The 19,488-nt window shown below is 71.3% G+C and carries 13 protein-coding genes and 3 pseudogenes; 7 read left to right on the top strand and 9 right to left on the bottom strand.

All coding sequences use genetic code 11. The features are described 5' to 3' along the window. Nucleotides 1–32 precede the first annotated feature (32 nt). On the top strand, nt 33–833 hold the full coding sequence (locus KSF81_RS06815; RefSeq protein ID WP_217378332.1) for an SDR family oxidoreductase: 801 nt from the start codon (nt 33–35) through the stop codon (nt 831–833). Here KSF81_RS06815 and KSF81_RS06810 read toward each other — a convergent pair. Both KSF81_RS06810 and KSF81_RS31935 read right to left on the bottom strand, forming a co-directional pair. Next, nucleotides 790–1,545 (bottom strand): TerC family protein, encoded by a 756-nt coding sequence (locus tag KSF81_RS06810; protein WP_217378331.1) that lies wholly within the window; start codon nt 1,543–1,545, stop codon nt 790–792. The two genes, KSF81_RS06815 and KSF81_RS06810, sit on opposite strands and share 44 nt — an antisense overlap. Continuing rightward, the gene (locus tag KSF81_RS31935; protein ID WP_375293309.1) at nt 1,530–2,333 is read right to left on the bottom strand and encodes a hypothetical protein; all 804 of its coding nucleotides are present in this window, start codon (nt 2,331–2,333) and stop codon (nt 1,530–1,532) included. Before KSF81_RS31935 ends, KSF81_RS06810 begins: the two co-directional genes overlap by 16 nt. On the opposite strand from KSF81_RS31935, the pseudogene KSF81_RS31930 reads away from it, so the two are divergent. The 4 genes and pseudogenes from KSF81_RS31930 to KSF81_RS06795 form a co-directional block, all read left to right on the top strand. Next, nucleotides 2,286–2,606: pseudogene (locus tag KSF81_RS31930) on the top strand (FtsX-like permease family protein); the annotation flags it as partial. The gene KSF81_RS31935 and the pseudogene KSF81_RS31930 overlap by 48 nt on opposite strands. A gap of 88 nt (nt 2,607–2,694) precedes the next feature. Continuing rightward, a complete protein-coding gene (locus tag KSF81_RS31300; protein ID WP_309139492.1) occupies nt 2,695–4,185 on the top strand; it encodes an FtsX-like permease family protein in 1,491 nt (496 codons plus the stop codon). Between the two features lie 195 nt (nt 4,186–4,380). Next, complete coding sequence (locus tag KSF81_RS06800) at nt 4,381–5,169, top strand: Bax inhibitor-1/YccA family protein (protein WP_217378330.1); 789 nt, start codon at nt 4,381–4,383, stop codon at nt 5,167–5,169. Nucleotides 5,170–5,259: 90 nt separating this feature from the next. After that, nucleotides 5,260–6,186 carry a cation diffusion facilitator family transporter gene (locus tag KSF81_RS06795; RefSeq protein ID WP_217378329.1) on the top strand — a complete coding sequence of 309 codons (927 nt, stop codon included), beginning with the start codon at nt 5,260–5,262 and terminating at the stop codon, nt 6,184–6,186. 54 nt (nt 6,187–6,240) lie between these two features. On the opposite strand, the gene KSF81_RS06790 is transcribed toward KSF81_RS06795, so the two are convergent. From KSF81_RS06790 to KSF81_RS06765, 6 genes and pseudogenes are all read right to left on the bottom strand, one after another. After that, nucleotides 6,241–7,227, bottom strand: coding sequence for a tripartite tricarboxylate transporter substrate binding protein (locus tag KSF81_RS06790; protein ID WP_217378328.1), 987 nt, complete (start codon nt 7,225–7,227; stop codon nt 6,241–6,243). Nucleotides 7,228–7,431: 204 nt separating this feature from the next. Then, nucleotides 7,432–9,459: a peroxidase family protein gene (locus KSF81_RS06785; RefSeq protein WP_217378327.1), complete on the bottom strand. Its 2,028-nt coding sequence runs from the start codon at nt 9,457–9,459 to the stop codon at nt 7,432–7,434. A 312-nt stretch (nt 9,460–9,771) separates the two neighbouring features. Further along, the gene (locus KSF81_RS06780; protein WP_217378326.1) at nt 9,772–10,188 is read right to left on the bottom strand and encodes a tellurite resistance TerB family protein; all 417 of its coding nucleotides are present in this window, start codon (nt 10,186–10,188) and stop codon (nt 9,772–9,774) included. Nucleotides 10,189–10,250: 62 nt separating this feature from the next. Then, a pseudogene (locus tag KSF81_RS06775) lies at nt 10,251–13,113 on the bottom strand (ATP-dependent DNA helicase). A 99-nt stretch (nt 13,114–13,212) separates the two neighbouring features. Further along, complete coding sequence (locus tag KSF81_RS06770; RefSeq protein WP_254453396.1) at nt 13,213–14,172, bottom strand: tripartite tricarboxylate transporter substrate binding protein; 960 nt, start codon at nt 14,170–14,172, stop codon at nt 13,213–13,215. A 175-nt stretch (nt 14,173–14,347) separates the two neighbouring features. Further along, nucleotides 14,348–15,517, bottom strand: a pseudogene (locus KSF81_RS06765) (LLM class flavin-dependent oxidoreductase); the annotation flags it as partial. Nucleotides 15,518–15,658: 141 nt separating this feature from the next. Here KSF81_RS06765 and KSF81_RS06760 point away from each other — a divergent pair. Further along, nucleotides 15,659–16,447 (top strand): DUF3750 domain-containing protein, encoded by a 789-nt coding sequence (locus KSF81_RS06760; RefSeq protein ID WP_254453395.1) that lies wholly within the window; start codon nt 15,659–15,661, stop codon nt 16,445–16,447. 165 nt (nt 16,448–16,612) lie between these two features. On the opposite strand, the gene dinB is transcribed toward KSF81_RS06760, so the two are convergent. Beyond that, a complete protein-coding gene (gene dinB / locus KSF81_RS06755) occupies nt 16,613–17,710 on the bottom strand; it encodes a DNA polymerase IV (RefSeq protein WP_217378323.1) in 1,098 nt (365 codons plus the stop codon). A gap of 180 nt (nt 17,711–17,890) precedes the next feature. On the opposite strand from dinB, the gene KSF81_RS06750 reads away from it, so the two are divergent. Beyond that, the gene (locus tag KSF81_RS06750) at nt 17,891–19,483 is read left to right on the top strand and encodes an ABC transporter substrate-binding protein (protein WP_217378322.1); all 1,593 of its coding nucleotides are present in this window, start codon (nt 17,891–17,893) and stop codon (nt 19,481–19,483) included. The last annotated feature ends 5 nt before the right edge of the window (nt 19,484–19,488 follow it).

The raw sequence follows: 19,488 nt of genomic DNA, 5'->3' as shown, positions 1-19,488 counted from the left end.
GTTGTCCCGCGCGGCGGGGCGGAGTGCAAGCGATGGCGGAACGCGGCTGGCCTTGGCGGCATGTGCTGGTCACCGGCGCCAGTGCCGGCCTCGGCCGGGCGCTGGCCCTGGACTGCGCGGCGCCGGGCGTGGTGCTGCACCTCTCCGGCCGGGATGGGGCGCGGCTGGAGGCGGTGGCGGCGGAATGCACGGCGCGCGGCGCCACGGTCCGGCCCCGGGTGCTGGATGTGCGGGATGCGGAGGCCATGGCGGGCTGGATCGCCGGCGCCGGGCGGCTCGACCTGGCCATCGCCAATGCCGGGATCTCGGCCGGCACCGGCGGCGCCACCGAACCGGCCGCCCAGGCGCGGGCGGTCTTCGAGACCAATGTCACCGGCGTGCTGAACACCGTGCTGCCGGCGCTGGAGGCCATGGCGGCGCAGCCGCCGGGACCGGAGGGCCTGCGCGGCCGTATCGCCGTCATCGCCTCCCTCGCCGCCTTCGTGGCGGCGCCGGGCGCGCCGGCCTATTGCGCCAGCAAGGCCACGGTGCAGCGCTGGGCGGAGGCGCTGGACGCCTCCGAGCGGCTTCGCGGCATCCGCCTGCACGCGATCTGCCCGGGCTATGTCCGCACCGGCATGACCGCCCGCAACCCCTTCCCCATGCCCCTGCTGATGGATGCGGAAGTCGCGGCGCGGCGGACGCTGGAGGGCATCCGCCGCGGCCGGTTGCGGGTGGCCTATCCACTGCCGCTCTATTGGGCCGCCCGGCTGGTGGGCGGCCTGCCGCCCGCCTGGCGGGCGGCGCTGTTCAGCCGCCTGCCGGCGAAGCCCGCCGCGCCCGCAGCTGGTTGAGCCGCCGCCGCCGGATCGCCCGGTTGGCCAGCAGGTTCAGCGCCTCCACCCCGGTGGCGAAGGCCATGGCGGCATAGACGAAGCCCTTCGGCACATGCACGCCGAGGCCCTCGGCCACCAGGACCAGGCCGATCATCATCAGGAAGGCCAGGGCCAGCATCACCACCGACGGGTTCTTCTCCATGAAGGCCGAGAGCCGGTCCATCGACATCAGCATCACCAGCACCGAGACGACGATCGCCACGGCGATCATCCAGAACTCCCGCACCAGGCCCACCGCCGCCAGGATGCTGTCCACGGAGAAGACCATGTCGAGGGCGATGATCTGCGCCACCGTCGGCCAGAAGGCGGCGCCGGCCGCCGCTGCCAGGCTCGGTTCCACGTGCTCTGCGGGGGTGACGCGGTGGTGGATCTCGATCGTCGCCTTGCCGAGCAGGAACAGCCCGCCGGCCAGCAGGATCAGGTCCTTGCCCGAAAGCTCGACCCCGGCCACCTCGAACAAGGGCCGGGTCAGGGTCAGCAGCCAGGAGGTCCCCGCCAGCATCCCGAAGCGCAGCAGCACCGCGAGGCCAAGGCCGATCCGCCGGGCCAATTGCCGCTGGCTCTCCGGCAGGCGGTTGCTGAGGATGGCGATGAAGACCAGGTTGTCGATGCCGAGCACCACCTCCATGCCAATGAGGGTGATGAGGGCGACGATCACTTCGGTTTCCATGCAACCTGTTCTCCCGGCTTGGGCGCGCTAACGCAGCAGTCCGCCCTTGGATCGGCCACATCAGGCATTACCTCGCAACCTTCGCATGCCGCAGGGAGGATGGGTTGGGCGGTTTCGGCCAGGTGATGCTCGGCCTCCGCCTGGCGCGGCGGGAATTGCGCGGCGGGGTCAGGAGCCTGCGGATCGTGCTGGCCTGCCTGGCGCTGGGCGTCGCCGCCATCGCCGCGGTGGGCACCCTGCGGGCCGGGTTGCAGGCCGGGCTGGCCGCGGATGGCGCCCGCATCCTCGGCGGCGATGTCGAGATCCGCAGCGGCGCCCGCCCGGCGGGGCCGGAGGTCCGCGCCTGGATCGCCGCCCGCGGCGGCGCGGCCTCCGAGGTGGTGACGCTCCGCGCCATGCTGGTCGCCCCCTCCGGGGGCGCCGATCCCGTATCGCCCTCCGAGGACCGGCTGCTGGTGGAGCTGAAGGCGGTGGATGCCGCCTATCCCCTCTATGGTGAACTGGTGCTGGACCCGCCGGTGCCGCTTGCCCCCGGCACGGTGGCGCTCGACCCGCTGGTCGCGGAACGGCTGGGGCTGGCGCTCGGCGACATGCTGCGGATCGGCGAGGCGCGCCTCCGGCTGGTCGCCCTGGTGGCCGGGGAGCCGGACAAGGTGGCCACCCCCGCCTTGTTCGGCCCGCGCGCCCTGATCGCCCGGGAGAGCCTGGCCGCGACCGAACTCATCCAGCCCGGTAGCCTCGTGCAGCACGACCTCCGCATCCGCCTGCCGCCGGGCACCGGCACGCATGCCTTCGCCGAGGCGCTTCGCACCGGCTTCGCCGCCGAGGGCTGGCGCATCCGCACCGCCGATGCGGCGCAGCCGGGGGTGGGCCGCTTCCTCGACCGCGCCGCCGCCTTCCTGACCCTGGCCGGGCTGACGGCGCTGCTGGTGGGCGGCATCGGCGTCGCCACCGGGGTGCGCGGCTGGCTGGAGGCGCGGGCGCGCAGCATCGCCACGCTCCGCTGCCTCGGCGCCTCCAGCGGCACGCTGTTCCTCACCTACCTGTTCCAGGTGCTGGCGCTGGCGGGCCTCGGGATCGGCATCGGGCTGCTGGCGGGGTTCGGGCTGACCTTCCTGGCGGCGGAGGCCCTGGCGGGGGGCGCTGCCGGTGCCGCCGCGGCTGGGCTTCTACCCGGCGCCGCTGGCCCTGGCGGCGCTCTATGGGCTGCTGACGGCGCTCAGCTTCGCGCTCTGGCCGCTCGGCCGGGCGGCGCGGATCTCCGGCGCGGCGCTGTTCCGCGATGCGGTGCAGCCCGCCCCGGCTTGGCCCGGCTGGCCGGTGCTAGTGGCCAATGCCCTGGCCGCGGCGGCGCTGGTCGGGCTGATCGTGGCGACCGCCGGCGACCGGGTCTTCGCCGCCTGGTTCTGCGCCGCTGCGGTGGCGGCGCTGGCGCTGTTCCGGCTGGGCGCCGCGGGGCTGATGGCGGCGGCACGGCGGCTTTCCCACCTGCGGCGCCCGGCGCTGCGGCTCGGGCTCGCCAACCTGCACCGGCCGGGGGCGCGGACGCCGCTGCTGGTGGTCTCGCTCGGCATCGGCCTCACGACGCTCGCCGCCATCGCCCAGATCGAGGGCAATCTCCGCCGCCAATTGGCCGGGGAGATGCCCGCGCGGGCGCCGAATTTCTATTTCATCGACATCCAGTCCAGCCAGGCCGCGCAATTCGATGCGCTGGCCGCCAGCCTGCCCGGGGTGCAGGAGGTGCGGCGCGTGCCCTCGCTCCGCGCCCGGGTGGTGGCGGTGAATGGCGTGCCGGCCGAGCAGTTGCAGGTGACGCCGGAGACCGCCTGGGCGCTGCGCGGCGACCGCGGCCTCACCTATGCCGCCCGCCCGCCGGAGGGGACCCGGCTGGTCGCCGGCGCCTGGTGGCCAGCGGACTACCGCGGCCCGCCGCTGCTCTCCTTCGAGGCCGGGGTGGCCGAGGGCTGGGGGGTGGGGATCGGCGACATCATCACGGTGAACGTGCTGGGCCGGAACCTCGACCTCAAAATCGCCAATCTGCGGCAGGTGGACTGGCGGGGATTGGGGATGAACTTCACCATGGTCGCCTCCCCCGGCCTGCTTGAGGCGGCGCCGCACAGCCATATCGCCACGGTCCGCGGCGACCCGGCGCGGGATGCGGCGGTGCTGCGGCGCATCACCGATGCCTTCCCCAATGTCTCCGGCATCCGGGTGCGGGATGCGCTGGAGGCGGTGGCGGCGCTGCTCGGCCGGCTCGGCACCGCGATGTCGGCCACCGGCGGCATCACCCTGCTGGCCGGGCTGCTGGTGCTGGCCGGCGCGGTGGCGGCGGGGCAGCAGCAGCGGGTGCGGGATGCGGTGGTGCTGAAGACGCTGGGCGCCACGCGGGCGCAGATCCGTGCCGCCTGGCTGGTGGAATATGCAGCCATAGGACTGGTGGCGGGGCTGCTGGCGGCGCTGGCGGGCAGCATCGGCGCCTGGGCGGTGGTGCGCTTCGTGATGCGCGCGGATTGGGTGCTGCTGCCGGGCACCCTGGCCGTCACGGTGGCGGGCTGCGCCCTGCTGACCCTGGCCTGCGGCCAGCTCGGCACGGCACTGGCGCTCCGCGCCCGGCCGGGGCCGCTGCTGCGCAATGAATAGGCCGCGTGTCACAATTCTCCACCTGTGACGGGGCGGGTTGTTGCCTATATTGGGACAGACCGGCGGCGCCCTGCACGTCGGCGGGAGAAGCAACAGCGCGATGCCGAATCTCGTTGAACGGGATTACGGTTTCTCCATATACCTAGGCTAGCGGGGATCGCTCGCGTCCACCCCCCTTGGGAGGTTCTACGAAATATGGCCCTTCAACCCGACTATCGATACACGACGGGTGCGCCAGGATGGGGTCGTACGGCGACCGCCGACGCGGCCGCCGTCGATGCCGGGCTCCGGGCATACATGCTCCGGGTCTACAACTGGATGGCCTCCGGCCTGGTGCTGACCGGCATCGTGGCATATCTCATCGCCAATACGCCTGAGCTTCAGGCGCTGTTCTATCAGCGGGTGATGACGCCGCGCGGCGCCGCGGTGCAGCCGACGATCCTGGCCTATATCGCCATGTTCGCGCCGCTGGGTTTCGTGCTGGTGCTGAGCTTCGGCATCAACAAGCTGTCCAAGACCACGGCGCAGGTGCTGTTCTGGGCCTTCGCGGCGGTGATGGGTGCGAGCATCTCGCACATCTTCCTCACCTTCACGGGCACCTCGGTCGCGCGGACCTTCTTCATCACCGCGGCGATGTTCGGCGGCATCAGCCTCTATGGCTACACCACCAAGGCCGACCTGACGCGCATGGGCAGCTTCATGATGATGGGCCTGATCGGCATCATCATCGCCAGCCTCGTCAACATGTTCATCGGCTCGACCGCGCTGCAATCCGCGATCAGCGTGATCGGCGTGGTGGTCTTCGTCGGGCTGACCGCCTGGGATACCCAGCGCATCAAGGCCGACTACATCGACTATGCCCATGCCGAGGGCACGGAGCAGGCCGGCAAGCGCAGCGTGATGGATGCGCTGGGCCTCTACCTGAACTTCATCAACCTGTTCATGCTGCTGCTGCAGCTCACCGGCGTCCGGCAGCAGGACTGACCTGCCGAACCAGCCGGAACGGGCCCCGGGGAGCGATCCCCGGGGCCTTTTTCGTTTGACCCCGTCGCCCGGAGTGGCAGCCTCGGCGGCATGAGCCACGCGCATCACGACCATGACGGCCACGGCCACCACCACGGCCCGGACCCGGCCGAGCGCGGCTTCGCCCCCGGCGTCGCCCTCAACCTCGGCTTCGTGGCGCTGGAGGCGGCGGCGGGCTTCCTCGCCGGGTCGCTCGCGCTGCTGGCGGATGCCGGGCACAACCTCTCGGATGTGCTGGGCCTGGTGCTGGCCTGGGTGGCGGTGCGGCTGGCCCGCCGCCCGCCCAGCGCGCGGCGCAGCTATGGCTGGCACCGCGCCACCATCCTGGCGGCGCTGGCCAATGCCATGCTGCTGCTGGTGGCGGTGGGCGCCATCGGGCTCGGCTCGGTGCAGCGGCTGCTGGACCCCGCGCCGGTCGCCACCGGCCTGATGCTCTGGGTCGCGGCGGCGGGGGTGGTGGTGAATTTCGGCACCGCGCTGTTCTTCATGCGCGGCCGCCACGCCGACCTCAACCGCCGCGGCGCCTATCTGCACATGCTGGCGGATGCCGGCGTCTCGGTGGGGGTGGTGGCGGGGGCGCTGCTGATCGACGCCACCGGCTGGCCCTGGGTGGACCCGGTGCTCGGCCTGGCGATCGCCGCCGCCATCCTGGCCGGCACCTGGGGCCTGCTGCGGGAGTCGACCGACCTCGCCATGGATGCCGTGCCCCGGCATATCGACCCGGCGGCGGTGGACGCCTTCCTCGCGGCGCAGCCCGGCGTGGCGGAGGTGCATGACCTGCATATCTGGGCGCTCGGCACCACCGAGACGGCGCTGACCGCGCATCTGGTCCGGCCCGGCGCCGGGCCGGACGACGCCTTCCTGGCGGGGCTTTGCGCGGCGCTGCGGCACCGCTTCGGCATCGCCCATGCGACCCTGCAGATCGAGGCCGGCGACCCCGCGCATCCCTGCTCGCTGGCGCCGCCGGGGGTGGTTTAGGGCGGAAGCGCCGGTGCTGGCCGCCCGGCCGGTTGATCCCTCATGGCCAAGGCATCACCGCGCCGGCTGGATGCCGGCATCGGCAATGACCTTGGCCCATTTCGGGATATCGGTGGCGATGGCGGCGTGCATCTGCTCCGGCGTGCTGCCGACCACGTCCAGGCCGAGCGCGGTGAATTTCGCCTTCATCTCATTGTCGGCGAGGATCCTCAGCGATTCGGCATGCACCTTTTCGAGGATCGCCTGCGCCGTGCCGTCCGGGGCCATCAGGCCGAACCAGGAGGTTGCCTCGAAGCCGGGGAACCCCTGTTCCGCCACGGTCGGCAGGTCGGGCGTATTGGCCGAGCGGGAGAGCGAGGTGACACCGATGCACCGCAACCGGCCATCGCGCACCAGCGGCAGGGCGGCCCCCGCATTCTGAATGCCGACCGGCACGATGCCGCTCAGCACATCGGCCAGGTTGGCGCCGCGATAGGGGATATGCTCCATCCGGATGCCGGCAAGGTGGCACAGCATCTCGCCCGCGATGTGCTGCGGCGTGCCCACGCCCGGCGTCCCGTAGGAGAGCTTGCCCGGATTGGCCCTGGCATGCGCGACGAGTTCGGGGATGGACCGCACCGGCAGGTCGTTGTTGACCAGCAGGACCGACGGCATCGACAGTGTCATGGAGATCGACACCAGGTCCTTCAGCGGATCGAAGGGCAGGCTTTGCAGGCTCGGCAGGATGGTGATGGCCGCATTGCCCGACCACATCAGCGTATAGCCATCAGGCGCGGCCTTGGCGACGCGATCAACGCCGAGGGCGCCGGAATTGCCTGGGATATTCTCGACCACCACCGGCTGGCCCCAGGCCTCGCTGAATTTCTGCGCGAAGAGCCGCCCGGTGACATCGGTGGAACTGCCGGCGGTGAAGCCCACGACCAGCCGGACCGGCCGGGTCGGCCAGGCGGCTTGTGCCCTGGCGCGATGGCTTGCCGCGGTGGCGCCGGTCATTGCCGCGCCTGCGGCCATGAGGTGCCGCCGCGAAAGCGGGATGGTCATGACGCGTCTCTCCCTTGAGTCGTTCTTTTTATAAGCACGGCAGGACCGTCCGGCCCCTTCGGGCCGGTGGCGCGCGGCAAGCCTAGGGTCTTCGCCGCAAGCGCGTCCATAGCCGGGGCGCGCTGGCCGCCCTGGGGTTGCGGCCGCGCGCTCCACGCCCTCCGGCCTGCGGAACCCGCGGGAGAAGGTCATGGGACAGGCCGATCAGAGCAGCAGGTCTTCCTCCCGCGGCACCGCATTGCGGAGCGCGACCACCATATCGACAGCCCCGTCGCCATCAAGGTCGAGCATCAGCAGGGTCTTCTCCGCGCCGCGCCCTTGCACGCGCGCCTCGGCCTGCCCGGTCGCGGAGAAGCGGCCCAGGCCAAGCCAGGCGAAGCCCTGGTCGCCGGGCCGCACCGGATCGGTGTCGATGGCCGAGAGGTCGATGCGGTCCTCGCCCGGCGTGAAATCGCGGATGAGGTCGGGGCTGCCGGGGGTGCTGTCGCCGATGGCGGTGAAGCGGAACAGGTCGGCGCCGGCACCGCCCACCAGCGTATCCTGGCCAGCGCCGCCCACCAGGGTATCGGCGCCCGCGCCACCACGCAGCAGATCCGCGCCCTCGCCGCCGAGGATCGTGTCCGCGCCCGCCTTGCCCAGCAGCATCTGGTCGCCCGCGCCGCCCGCCAGGATGTCGCCCGCCTTGCCGCCGGCCAGGTACTGGCCACCGCCGGTGCCGACCACGAGCTGCGGCAGGCCCGGGTGTTCCGGCGTCACATCGGCCGGGTGCCGCTCGAAATAGACGAAGACATCCTCCTGCAGGTACGCGGTATCTGTGTTGCGGCGGATGATGTCGCTGAGGCTCGTCTGCTCGATCTCCGCCAGGGTCGCAGCATCGAAGCCCTGGTTCTGGTACCAGAGCCGGTCGCCGTCGCGCAGCGCCGTGAATTGCCGGGCGAGGATGCTGCCGAAGGTCTCGCCGAGGAAGCTGCCGGGCAGCAGCGCCTCCGAGAGCCCGCCGGTCCAGAGATCGATGGCATCGACGCTGCCATAGGCGGCGCGCAGCCCGGCGATGGTGCCGGCATCGGCGGTGATCTCCGCGAAATCCGCATAGGGGTCGAGGCCGAGCACCGCCCGCATCTGGTTCAGGGTTGGCAGGCCGAGGTCGCGGCCGCGCTGGATGTTGATGGCCGCCAGGTCCTGCCCGACCGGCGGGTCGAACAGGAAGTTGCGCAGATCCTCCACGATCCGCGCATCCATGGCCTGGGCGAGGTCGGCGCCGAGATGCCGCAGGAAGCCGTCGGCGCCGCCATCCCCGGCGAAATCCTCGGGCGGCATGAAGAAGACGTCGCGCAGTTCGAGTTCCGGCCCGGCGACATTCCCCGCCTCGTCCAGCCGCTCGGTCTCGGCCGAGACGGTGGAATGGCCCCAGCGATAGGCAGCGCCGGCGAATTCCAGCAGCAGCCGCGGGTCGGCCGCGGCGTCGTAGCCGGCATAGGGCGCGAGCGCCCCCGGGCCGAGCAGATGCGGCAGGAATTCGTCATAGGTGATATGCGCGATCTCGGCGCCGACGATCGCCCGCGCCTGCTGATAGAGCGCCTCCGCGTCCAGGCCGGGATCGGCGGCATGCAGCCGCTCCACCTGGAAATTATGCTCGCGCAGGAACAGGACCTGCAAGGCGGTGAGGGAGGGATTCTCGCCCGCCCGCAGATCGCCCGCGAAGACGCCGCCCTCCAGCACCGGCAGGTTGTCGCCGGCGGAGACGGCCATCCGCCCATCCGGCAGGCGCAGCGCCGCCGCCGTCGCGGCATCCGAGCCATAGACCATGGAGGCGTCGAGCCAGCCGGTGACCCGGTTGATCGCCACCGCCGGATGCGCGGCATCCCCGCCGCTCGCCGGGTCGATCACCGCCCGGGTCAGGGGCAGGATGGTGCCCTCCGGGAAGGCCGGATCGCCTTCCGGCACCGCGATGTCGATGCGGGTCACGCCATCGGAGGGGGTGCGGGTCAGGTCGTGGTCGATGAACTGGCCCCAGGCATACATCATGCCGGAAAGCCCCTGCGCATTCGCCACCGCGGCATCCCCCTGGCCCGCCACCAGGTTGCTGATGCTGCGCGGCTCCGGCCCCTCGGCCAGGCTGGCGATGCCATCGGCATAGCGCGCCGGGGCGAGGCGGATGAAGGCGCTGCCGGCGGCGTTGAACCCCGTCTGCGCGAGGTTGTTGCCGCTGCCGTCGATCGACCGGAATTCCACACGCCATCTCCACGCCAAGTGATGGCGCGAGAACACCCGCCGCTTTCGCTGCGGTCAATAGTAAAAGAAATTCAGTTACTTAGCTGATTTCTGTTCAATAATCGATCCGTTCATCTGCTCATCTCTTCAGATGTCTCATACCAGCGGCCGATTTCATCGACCCCTGGTATGCCTTTTTCCTACCCTCAGTCGCGTCGTGCCGCAGGCACGCCTCCGGCGTGAAGCGCAAACCTCCGGTTTGCTTGGCTTCGCGCCACTTGGCGCGGGCGCCGTTCGGCGCCTCGGACCGGTCATTGGACCGGTCCGTTGGTATCAGATGACCTGGTAGCGCGCCCGTGCCGCCCGCTCGATGGCGCCGGCGATCAGCCGGTCGATATCCATGGCGATGCGGAAATCCTGCAGGAATTGCAGTTGTTCCTGCGGCGCGTCGCCATCCGCCACCGCCACCTCGCAGGCCAGCAGATAGGCGGTCTCCCGCAGCCTGGAGGGCAGCGCGTCGCGGATCAGGGTGAAGGCGCGGTCGAGCCCGTCGGTCCGGTCCAGCAGGCTCAGGCAGGTTTCGGTGACGCTGGCGATCCCGCTCGGGTGGAAATCGCTGAAGACCGGCAGGTCCTGCACCAGTCGCGACATCATCGCGAGTTCCGCATCCGACATCTGCCGATCGGCAACCGCCATCAGCACCATGGCGCAGACCAGCGCCTCCTGCGGGTTGAATCGGGTGTTCGGCATGCGGCCTCTCTTTCGGCCGTGGTGGTCGCTCGCCTGCGCCGCCGCGTCAACCCAAAGACATGTCAGGGCGGCGCCAGGAAGGCCCGGGTCTCCGCCACCGCCTCGGCCAGCCCGACCCGGCGCACTACCACCCCCTCCGGCAGCCCGGCCAGCAGCCGGCCGGGGCAGGAGCGGTCGAGCAGCACGAAGACGCCCCGGTCATCGGCGCGGCGGATCAGCCGGCCGAAGGCCTGGCGCAGCCGGTGCCGCGACAGCGCATCGTCATAGGCCTTGGGATGGCCGCCGGAGAGATGGATGCGCCGCTCCCGGTGCAGGATGGAGGGGCGCGGCCAGGGCACCCGGTCGAAGACCAGCAGCCTGAGCGACCGCCCCGGCACATCCACGCCATCCCGCATGGCATCGGTGCCGAGCAGGCAGGCATCCTCCTCCGCCCGGAACACGTCCACCAGCGTGGCATTGTCCATGGCGTCCACATGCTGGCCGTACAGCGGTATGCCGGCCGCCGCCAGCACCGGCGCCATGCGATGGAAGCTCTCGCGCAGCCGCCGGATGGCGGTAAAGAGGCCGAGCGCGCCGCCGCCCGAGGCCTGGAACAGCGCCCCCATCGCCGCCGCCACCTGGCCGCTGCTGCCCTTGTCCACATCCGTCACCACGAAGGCGCGGGTGGCCGCGGCATAGTCGAAGGGCGAGGCCATGGCGGCGCGGATCGCGGGCATGGGCAGATGCGCCGCGCCGGTCCGCGCCTCGGCCGCCAGCCAGGCGGCTTCCGGCTCCGCCGCCTCGCCACCGCGGTCCAGAAGCGTGGCGGAGGTGATCAGCAGCCCATGCGCCGGCCCCGCCACCACCTGGGCGAAGGGCATGGTGGGGTCCAGCCAGTGGCGGTGCAGCCCGGCATCCACCTCCCGCCCGTCGCGGCGCGACAGCGCCAGCCAATCGACGAAGGCGCGGCGCTCGCCGGGCGCGGGCGGCGCCTCGGCCAGCGCCCGCAGCATGGCCTGCCAGGCGCCGAGCGGCAGCAGGGCGCGGCGCTCGATCCCCTTGGCGGCGGTTTCCAGGCGGATGCGGTCGCCGGTTTCCAGCTCCTCCGCCTCGTCCTCCAGCCGGGCCTGGAGCCGGTCGCGCAGCATCGCCAGGGGTTCCTCCAGGCGCTTCAGGGCGCGGCCCAACGCCTCCGCCGCCTCGGCCATCCCCTCGCCGAGCGGGTGGAGGTCGCATTCCGCGTCATAGAGCCCCTCCTCCTCCGGCCCGCGGGCCAGGACCTGGCGGCGGATGGCGCGGAGGAAGGCTTCGGTGGGATTGCGCAGCCGGTCGGCGGCCGCGCGCGTCAGGGGTTCCGGGTCCGCCGCCTCCGGCGGGCTCTCCTCCAGCCGGGCCTCGCCCAGCCGCGTCACCCAGCCGAGGCCGGGCAGGGCGCGGGCGGCGGTGAGCGCGGCCTCCATGGGCGTCAGCAATTCCCGGGATGTCGCCGGCCAGGTCCTCGATCCGCCGGCGCAGCCCACGGGCGCGCGAGCGGCCGCCCTCGGCGCCGAGCAGCCAGCGGCGCAATCCCGCCGTCTCGGCCCCGGTCAGCGCGGCGGAAAAGGCGGCATCGGCGGCATCGAAGAGGTGATGCCCCTCGTCGAAGACGTAGCGCAGCGGGCGGAGGTCCTCGCCGCCTTTGGCGTCACCACCGCCCAGTGCCGCCTGCACCATGACCAGCGCATGGTTCGCCACCACCAGCGTCGCATTGCGGGCGCGGCGGATGGAGTGTTCCACGAAGCACTGCTTGTAGCGCGGGCAGGCGGAGCGGATGCATTCGCCGCGCCGGTCGGCCAGCGGCCAGACCGCGGCCGGGCCGTGCAATTCCACGATCCAGCCGGGGAAGTCGCCGCCGAGCAGGTCGCCATCCCGCGTCGCCAGTGCCCAGCGGGAGACCAGGCCGAGCGGCACCGCCATATCGGGATGGCCCGCCTGGCCGATCATCTCCTCCAGGTTCAGCAGGCAGAGGTAGTTCTCCCGCCCCTTGCGCACCACCACGCGGCGGCGGCGCTCCTCCGGGTCCGGGTAGAGGCGTGTCAGTTCCTGGTCGATCTGGCGTTGCAGGTTGCGGGTATAGGTGGCGATCCAGACCGGGGCGCCGTTCCGCTCCGCCCAGAGGCTGGCGGGGGCGATATAGCCCAGCGTCTTGCCGGTGCCGGTGCCGGCCTCGGCCAGCACCAGATGCGGCGCGCCCCGGTCCTCGCGCGGGGTGAAGGCGGCGCTGGCGGCGGAGGCGTAGTCGGCCTGCTGCGGCCGCTGCTCCGCCTCCTGCCCCAGCATCTGGCCGAGCCGCTGCCGCGCCTCATTGGGCAGGACGGCGAAGCTGGAGGGCGGCTGGGCCGGGCCGGGGTCCTCCCAGTCCGGCAGGTGCCGCCAGACCTTCAGGGGTGCGAGGGAAGCCTGCGCCCGGTCCTCCCCGAGCGCCGCCAGCACGGCGGGTGCCCAGGGCCAGGCGGCGGCCTCCGCCAGCTTGGCGGCCAGCGCCCCGGCCTCCCGGTTGAGCGGCAGGCCGCGCCGGGCGGCCAGGTGGCGCAGCATGGCCGTGGCCATCTCCGGCAGCAGCGCGGCGGCGGCGGCATCGTCCTTCGGCGGGTCGAGGTCGAGCGCCATGGCGAGGCCGCGCGGCGTCGGCGCGGCGCCACGGGCGGGCATGCAGAAGGCAAACAGCTCCAGCAGGTCGAAGCAGGTGTCGAAAGCGGGCAGGTCGAGGCGGCGGGCGGTGGCCGGGCCATGCACCAGCATGGGCGGCGGCAGGTCGCGCAGCGCCCGGGCGAGTTCGGCGGCGGGCAGGTCGAGCAATTCCCCATCCGGGGTCAGCAGCACGCCGCGGCCATGGCCGGCGACCAGCGCGGGCGCGCCGGGCAGCAGCAACCGGGCGGGGGCGGGGCCGCGAGGGAGAGGGGACATCGGGCAGAGGATAGGCGGCGGCGCGGGCGGCGTCGAACCCTGGCCTTCAGGAGTCCGGCGCCCCCCGTGCGGGGGCTGGATGCCAAGGGGCTCCGGCCGCTACTCCCGCTCGATTCCCGCCCTGCGCACCACGTCGCTCCACCTGGCGCGTTCGGCGGTGAGCAGGCGGTCCATCTCCTCCGGAGGGCCGCCCACCGGCTCGGCGCCCCAGGCGGCCAAGCGGTCGCGCACCTCCGGCAATTGCAGGAGGCGATCGATCTCATCGGCCAGGCGGCGGCGGATCTCGATGGGCGTGCCGGCCGGGGCCGCATAGCCGAGCCAGGCCGCGGCCTCGTAGCCGGCAATGCCCGCCTCCTGCAATGTCGGCACGTCAGGCAGCAGGGCGAAGCGGCGGGCGCCGCCGACGGCAAGCGGGCGCAGCCTGCCCTCGCGGAAATCCTCCAGGAAGGAGGGCGCCTGCTCGATGACGAGCTGGATGCGTCCGGCCAGCAGGTCGGTGCGGGCGGGCGCGCCGCCGCGATACTGCACCATCTCCATCTCGACGCCACCGGCCAGCGCGCGGAACATCTCGACCGTCAGGCGCGAGGCCATGCCTGACGTGGCGAAGTTGATGGAACCGGGGCGCGACCGCGCGAGGGCCAGGAGTTCCTGCACGGTGGAGACACCGAGCGAGGCCGGCACCACCATCACATAGGGAATCATCGCCACCATGGAGACGCCGACCAGATCGCGCTCCGGGCTATAGGGCAGGTTGCGGTAGACGAAGGGGTTCACCGCCATGGGCCCGGGGCTGCCGGCCAGCAGCGTATAGCCATCGGGCGCGGCCTTCGCCACCGCATCGGCGCCGAGGATGCCGAAGGCCCCGGCCCGGTTCTCGACCGCCACCTGCTGGCCCAGCGGCCGCGCCAGGTTCTCCGCGACGAGCCGCGCGATGAGATCCGTGGCCCCTCCCGGCGCGAAGGGCACGACCACGCGGAGCGGCCGCGCGGGCCAAGCCTGGGCCTTCGCCACCGCAGGGAGCGCGAGCGCGGCCAGCGCGGTTCGGCGGGAGAATTTCATCCTGCGGCAGCCCTCGCCTCATCGGGGAAGAATTGGTTCGCCGGCCGCTGGAGGCCCAGATTCCCACGCAGGGTGGAGCTCTCGTATTCCCTGCGGAACAGGCCGCGGCGCTGCAATCGGGGACGACCAGGCGGATGAAGCGCTCCAGGCCGGTCGGCACCACCGGGGCCGCGATCATGAAGCCGTCGCAAGCCTTCCCGCGATACCATTCCTCCATGACATCCGCGATCTGCTTCGGGTTTCCCTTGAAGAGATTGCCCGCCATCTGCGGCAGGATGCGCTTGTAGGTCTGGCGCACCGTCAGCCCCTCCGCCGCCGCCATGGCGATGATGGCCTTGCCGATGCCGGTGGGGCCGACATGCTCGGAATCCAGGCTGGGCATCGGGCCGTCGAGTGGATAGGCCGCCATCCTCGTGCCCACCATCTTGGAGAGGTAGTCCAGGCCCACGGCGGGCGGGACCAGATCCTCCAGCTCCTGGAAGAGGGCATCCGCTTCGGCTTCCGTCTCGCCCACGAAGATGGTCACGCCGCTCAGCACCTTCAGGCTTTCCGGCGTGCGGCCGTATTTCGCCAGGCGGCCCTTGAGGTCGGCATAGAGCTGCTGCGCGCGATCGATGGTGCCCTCGATGGCGAAGACGCAATCGGCGGTGGCGGCGGAAAGCTCCTTGCCCGTCTCGGATTGCCCGGCGGAGAAGATCACCGGATGGCCCTGCACCGGGCGCGGGGCATTGAGCGGGCCGGCCACCGAGAAATGCGCGCCCTTGTGGTTCAGCGCATGCACGCGCGAGGGGTCGAGGTAGCGGCCGCTGGCCTTGTCCTGCGGAAAGGCGTCATCGGCCCAGGAATCCCAGAGGCCCTTGACGATCTTCGCGAGTTCGCCGGCGCGGGCGTAGCGGTCGTCGCGCGCGACATGCGCGTCATGGCTGAAATTCAGCGCATCGCCGGGATTCGAGGTGGTGACGAGGTTCCAGCCCGCGCGCCCCTTGCTGATGTGGTCCAGCGACGCGAAGCGCCGCGCCACGGCGAAGGGCTCGTCATAGGTCGTGGTGGTGGTGGCGACGAGGCCGATATGCCGCGTCACCATCGCCAGCGCCGAGAGCAGCGTCACCGGCTCGAACACGCCCGGCCGGTCCGAGGGGCTGGTCGCGGCGAAGAGGTCGGGCTTGTCCAGGTTGCGCACGCCATTGCCATCGGCCAGGAACAGCAGGTCGAATTTGCCTGCTTCCGCGATGCGCGCGAGGCGCACCGCGTTCTCCAGGTTGCTGGCGGGCTTGTCCCAGGCGGTCGGGTGCCGCCATTCGCCGACATGGCTGCCCTGGGCATTGGCATTGGCGGCGAGGATCATGGGAATGGCGGCAGCTCCCGGAAATCGTCGAATCTGGGATGGCAAGGATCGGCCGATTCCGTGGCGTCAGGCAAGCGGCAAAGCTGCCGGACCTGCAGCATGGTTGCGGTTTGCCGCGGCCCACCAAACCTATGCAGGATGATGTCCATTGCCAAAATCGGGCTGCTCCTGTTCGCCCTGTTCTTCCTGCTGCCCCTCGCCATTGCGGCCGTCCTTCACCAGGCGGAGGGGGGTGGCGCGGGATGGCGGACGGCGGATCGCTCAAGCGCCGGCCTCCTGCCGCCGGCGGCGCGGCAACCGGATGCGGTCGTGCGGATCTTCGCGGCCAGGACGGTGCGCTGGCGCGGCATCTTCGCCGTCCACTGCTGGATCGTCTTCAAACCCGGCGGGGCCGCGCGCTATACCCGCTACGACTATACCGCCTGGGGCGAGCCCATCCGCATGAACGGCTTCGAGCCCGACGGACGCTGGTTCGGCCGTGTCCCGGAAGTGGTCTTCGCCGCCGATGGCGCGGCGGCCGCGGCCCTCATCCCGAGGATCGAGGCCGCCATCGCGGGATTCGCCTGGCGCAACCTGGGGGACTACCGCCCCTGGCCGGGCCCGAATCCCAATACCTTCGTCTCCGCGGTCATGGATGCCGTGCCGGAGGTCCGGACCTCGCTCCCGCCGACGGCCTTGGGCAAGGACTATCCCTATGACGGCCGCTGGATCCGCCCGACGCCCTCCGGCACCGGGCTCCGGCTGACGCTGGGCGGCTATGCCGGCCTCACCCTCGGCTGGGTCGAGGGCCTGGAGGTGAATATCCTCGGTGCCGTGGCGGGCCTCGACCTCCGCCGTCCTGCCATCAAGCTGCCCGGTCTGGGCCGCCTTGGCATCAGGGGGCCCGAAGGACCGGCAGCGCCGGCCCCGCAGGCCATGCAGCCGAGCTGAAGCACCGAAGCGGCGCCTGGCGCGGCGGCGGTGGTTTGCCTGGGCCGGAGAGGGCGCCTCGGCTAGAGCGTGATCGCTTAAGGTGCTCGCACCGAAAAGCGTGAATCACGCGATCAAACAAAGGCCTGGAGCATGATGCGTGAACGAAGGTGAACACATCATGCTCTAGGTCAGGGCAAATGCCAGTTGCTGGTCTTGCGAAGCGGCTGCGGCATCGAGGTTGGACAGCGTGACCCCGAGCAGGCGCACGCCGCGGGGCGGCGGGAAATGCGGCCGCAGCAACTCGAAGCTGACCTGCTCGATGGTCGCCCGCGAGGTGATCGGACTGGCGCAGGATCGGCTGCGGGTGATCTGCTGGAAGTCCGCATACTTGACCTTCACCGTCACTGTCCGCCCCACCAGGCCATCCCGGTCATAGGCGGCCCAGACCTTGGCGAAGACCGGTTCGAGGGCCGGCGGCACCTGGTCCCAGGCCAGCAGGTCGCTTGCGAAGGTCGTCTCGGCGCCGATCGACTTGCGTTGCCGGTCCGCCAGGACCGGCCGGTTGTCCTCCGCGCGCGCCGCCCCGTGGTAGTATTCGCCCGCCTTGCCGAAGCGGGCCTTCAGGAAGTCCAATGTCTGCCGTCGCAGGTCGAGCCCGGTATGGATGCCGAACGCGTTCATCCTGGCCGCGGTGGCCGGGCCGATGCCATGGAACCTGCCCACCGGCAGCGTTTCCACGAAGGCCGGGCCCATGCGCGGCGTGATGACGAAGAGGCCGTCCGGCTTGCGGTGGTCCGAGGCGAGCTTGGCGAGGAGCTTGTTGTAGGACACGCCGGCCGAGGCGGTCAGGCCCGTCTCCTCGCGGATGCGCGCCCTGATCTCCTGCGCGATCGCCGTCGCCGAGCCGCGATCGATCAGCGGTGCCGTCACGTCCAGATAGGCCTCGTCGAGCGACAGCGGCTGGATGAGCGGCGTGTAGCAGGCGAGGATGGCATGCACCTGCCGCGACACCGCCCGGTAGACCTCGAAGCGTGGTGGCACGAATACCAGCCCGGGGCATTTCCGCCGCGCCGTCACCGAGGCCATCGCCGAGTGGATGCCGAAGCGGCGGGCCTCGTAGCTCGCGGCGGCCACCACGCCGCGCTCGCCGGTGCCGCCCACCGCCAGGGGCCGGCCGCGCAGCGCCGGGTCGTCGCGCTGCTCGACGGACGCGTAGAAGGCATCCATGTCGATATGGATGATGCGGCGAAAGTGCGAAGCCTGATCGGACGGGTGCGGCATCCCGCCCCGGATGCTAGCACGTGGCGGCCGGGGGCGGAATGAGACAGGCCCGGGAGGCAACCAGAGGGTTGCCAATCCCGGCTTCCGCGCCGCAGGCTCACCCTGCATGGGCGCCGCGTGACCATCCATGCATCACGGGCATGCCTATCGATGCTGTCCTACCGAAGGAGGTCCCGATCCATGCAACGACGCATCCTGATGAGGACCGTGGGCGCTGGTCTGGTCGCCTCCCTCGCAAGACCCGCCCTGGTGCGGGCGCAGGCGGCCTCGACGCTGCGCTTCACGCCGCAGCAGGACCTGGTGACGCTCGATCCGGTCACCACCACGGCCTATATCAGCCGCAACCACGGCTACATGGTGTTCGACACGCTCTACGGCATGGACGGGAATTTCCGCGCCACGCCACAGATGGTCGATGGGCACCGCATCGAGGATGACGGCCGGCGCTGGGACCTGACGCTGCGGGAGGGCCTGCTGTGGCATGACGGGGAGAAGGTGCTGGCGCGCGATTGCGTGGCGAGCATCCGCCGCTGGGCCCGGCGCGACCCCTTCGGAGGGACCCTGATGGCGGCGACCGACGAGCTCTCCGCCCCCGACGACCGCACCATCCGCTTCCGCCTGAACCATCCCTTTCCGCTGCTGCCCATCGCCCTCGGCAAAGCCTCGGTGCCGGTCTGCGCCATGATGCCGGAGCGGCTGGCCAATACCGACCCGTTCCGCCAGGTGCCGGAACTGATCGGCAGCGGCCCCTTCCGCTTCAAGGCGGATGAGCGCGTGGCGGGTTCGATGAATGTCTATACGAAATTCGAGCGCTATGCGCCGCGCAGGGATGGCCCGCTCTCCTGGACCTCCGGGCCGAAGGTGGTGCATTTCGACCGTGTCGAGTGGCGGAGCATGCCGGACCCCTCCACCGCCACCTCCGCCCTGGTGGCGGGCGAGCAGGACTGGCAGGAATACGCCTATCACGACCAGCTCTCCCTGCTGCGGCGCGCGCGGAACGTCCAGGTGCGGGTCCTGGACCGCACCGGCTTCGTCGCCATGGTGCGGATGAACCACCTCCAGCCACCCTTCGACAACCCCGGGATCCGCCGGGCGCTATGGGGCGCGCTCGACCAGACCGCCTGCATGCAGGCGGTGGTCGGCCCGGCCGAGACCGGCCTCTACCACGTGCCGCTCGGCTTCTTCTGCCCTGGGACGCCCATGGGGTCGGATGCCGGCCTCGATCCGCTGACCGGCCCGCGCGACACCGCGCGGGTGCGGGAGGCCCTGCATGCGGCGGGCTACCGCGGCGAGACGGTGGTGCTGATGGTGCCCTCGAACTCCACCGTGCTCATGGCGCTGGGCGCGGTGTTCGAGGACATGCTGAAGCGCGTCGGCATGACGGTGGAAATCTATGCCGTCGAGTTCAACGCGATGCTGCAAAGGCGCAACCGCAAGGGACCGGTTTCCGAGGGCGGCTGGAGCGCCTTCGTCACCAACTGGGCCGGCACGGACTGGCTGAATCCGGCGGGGCATATCGCGCTGCGCGGCAATGGCGAGGCCGGCTATGCCGGCTGGGCCAGCATGCCGCGCATCGAGGAGCTGCGCGAGGCCTGGTTCCGCGCGCCCGACGAGGCGGCGCAGCAGGCGATCTGCCGCGACATCCAGCTCGAAGCCATGCGCGAGGTGCCCTACTATCCGCTCGGCCAATACATGCAGCCCACGGCATACCGCACCAGTATCACCGGCGTGCTGGACGGCTTCGCCACCTTCTGGAACGTCCGTCGTGCATGATCCAA

This window comes from Siccirubricoccus sp. G192 (genome assembly GCF_019084075.1).
In the GTDB taxonomy this organism is placed as follows: Bacteria; Pseudomonadota; Alphaproteobacteria; order Acetobacterales; family Acetobacteraceae; genus G192.
Note: the sequence above shows the minus strand (reverse complement) of the source record. Positions and strands in the feature narration are given on the sequence as shown.

What these genes read in the sequence shown, in the direction of transcription:
- KSF81_RS06815 (WP_217378332.1), top strand. Translation starts at nt 33, where the DNA reads ATGGCGGAACGCGGCTGGCCTTGGCGGCATGTGCTGGTCACCGGCGCC.
- KSF81_RS06810 (WP_217378331.1), bottom strand. Translation starts at nt 1,545, where the DNA reads ATGGAAACCGAAGTGATCGTCGCCCTCATCACCCTCATTGGCATGGAG.
- KSF81_RS31935 (WP_375293309.1), bottom strand. Translation starts at nt 2,333, where the DNA reads ATGCGTGCCGGTGCCCGGCGGCAGGCGGATGCGGAGGTCGTGCTGCAC.
- KSF81_RS06800 (WP_217378330.1), top strand. Translation starts at nt 4,381, where the DNA reads ATGGCCCTTCAACCCGACTATCGATACACGACGGGTGCGCCAGGATGG.
- KSF81_RS06795 (WP_217378329.1), top strand. Translation starts at nt 5,260, where the DNA reads ATGAGCCACGCGCATCACGACCATGACGGCCACGGCCACCACCACGGC.
- KSF81_RS06790 (WP_217378328.1), bottom strand. Translation starts at nt 7,227, where the DNA reads ATGACCATCCCGCTTTCGCGGCGGCACCTCATGGCCGCAGGCGCGGCA.
- KSF81_RS06780 (WP_217378326.1), bottom strand. Translation starts at nt 10,188, where the DNA reads ATGCCGAACACCCGATTCAACCCGCAGGAGGCGCTGGTCTGCGCCATG.
- KSF81_RS06770 (WP_254453396.1), bottom strand. Translation starts at nt 14,172, where the DNA reads ATGAAATTCTCCCGCCGAACCGCGCTGGCCGCGCTCGCGCTCCCTGCG.
- KSF81_RS06760 (WP_254453395.1), top strand. Translation starts at nt 15,659, where the DNA reads ATGTCCATTGCCAAAATCGGGCTGCTCCTGTTCGCCCTGTTCTTCCTG.
- dinB (WP_217378323.1), bottom strand. Translation starts at nt 17,710, where the DNA reads ATGCCGCACCCGTCCGATCAGGCTTCGCACTTTCGCCGCATCATCCAT.
- KSF81_RS06750 (WP_217378322.1), top strand. Translation starts at nt 17,891, where the DNA reads ATGCAACGACGCATCCTGATGAGGACCGTGGGCGCTGGTCTGGTCGCC.